General features: G+C 71.8%; 1 protein-coding gene and 1 pseudogene. One reads left to right on the forward strand and one right to left on the reverse strand.

Annotated elements, in window-relative coordinates; translation table 11 throughout:
* Positions 1-870 (reverse strand): type I pantothenate kinase (gene coaA / locus DY240_RS22755; protein ID WP_233552832.1); only part of this gene is annotated, 870 nt, incomplete at its 3' end.
* 72 nt (positions 871-942) lie between these two features.
* Here coaA and DY240_RS22760 point away from each other — a divergent pair.
* Positions 943-1,548: pseudogene (locus DY240_RS22760) on the forward strand (glutamine--fructose-6-phosphate transaminase (isomerizing)); the annotation flags it as partial.

The raw sequence follows: 1,548 nt of genomic DNA on the forward strand, positions 1-1,548 counted from the left end.
CGGCAGGATGTTCTGCGCGAGGTTGGGCCCGTTGATGGTGTCCCAGAGCTGCTCGGCCTGCATGACGGCGGCCTCGTGGGTGAGGTCGCCGTAGCGGCGGAAGTACGACTCGGGCCGCTGGAACGCCGTCTCGCGCAGCCGGAGGAACCGCTCGACGTACCAGCGGCGGATGTCCTTCGGCGAGGCGTCGACGTAGAGGGAGAAGTCGAAGAAGTCGCTGACCGCCAGGCCGGAGACGCCGTCGGGGCGCGGGCGGGCCGGCTGCAGGACGTTCAGGCCCTCGATCAGCAGGATGTCGGGCTGCTCGACGGTGATGTGCTCGCCCTCGACGATGTCGTAGGTCAGGTGCGAGTACACCGGCGCCGTCACCACCGGTTCGCCGGACTTCACCGCCGACACGAACCGCAGCAGCGCCCGGCGGTCGTAGGACTCGGGGAAGCCCTTGCGCTGCATGAGGCCGCGCCGCTGCAGCTCGGCGTTGGGCAGCAGGAAGCCGTCGGTCGTGACCAACGCCACGCGGGGATGTTCGGACCACCGGGCCAGCAGCACCCGCAGCAGGCGCGCCGTCGTCGACTTCCCGACCGCGACCGAGCCGGCGATGCCGATGACGAACGGCGTGCGCGCGGCGAACCCGCCGAGGAACGTCGTCGTCGCCTCGTGCAGCCGCGCCGTCGCCCGGAACCGCAGGTTGAGCAGGCGCGACAGCGGCAGGTAGACGTCGCGGACCTCGTCGAGGTCGACGAAGTCGCCCAGCCCGCGCAGCTCGTCGAGCTCCGCCGCCGTCAGCGACAGCGGCGTCTCGTCGCGCAGCCGCGCCCAGTCGGCGCGCGACAGGTCGACGAACGGTGAGGAGTCGCGGACAACAGTCATGATGGCCCTCATTCTGGCCGACATGTCCGGCGGATGCGCGATCCGGGGGCGACTGCGGTTACAGTGACCGCCGTGTGCGGGATCGTGGGATACACAGGACATCGCGCAGCGCTCGACGTCGTCGTCGAGGGGCTGCGCCGGCTCGAGTACCGCGGGTACGACTCCGCGGGTGTGGCGGTCGTCGCCGACGGCGCCCTGGCCTCGGCCAAGCGGGCCGGGAAGCTGGTGAACCTGGAGAAGGCGCTCGAGGAGCGGCCGCTGCCGGTGTCGACCACCGGGCTCGGCCACACTCGGTGGGCGACGCACGGCTCGCCCACCGACCGCAACGCCCATCCGCACCTGGACGAGTCCGGCCGGGTGGCGGTCATCCACAACGGCATCATCGAGAACTTCGCCCGGCTGCGCACCGAGCTCGAGGACTCCGGCGTCCGGTTCGCTTCCGAGACCGACACCGAGGTCGTCGCCCACCTGCTGGCCGCCGAGGTCGCCGCGGGCTCGGAGCTGGCCGACGCCATGCGCGCGGTCTGCCGTCGTCTCGACGGCGCCTTCACGCTGCTCGCCGTGCACGCCGACGCCCCTGACCGCGTCGTCGCCGCGCGCCGCAACTCGCCGCTGGTCATCGGCGTCGGCGAGGGCGAGAACTTCCTCGCCTCCGACGTCTCCGCGTTCATCGCGCAC

This window comes from Jiangella rhizosphaerae (assembly GCF_003579925.1).
Taxonomy (GTDB): Bacteria; Actinomycetota; Actinomycetes; order Jiangellales; family Jiangellaceae; genus Jiangella; species Jiangella rhizosphaerae.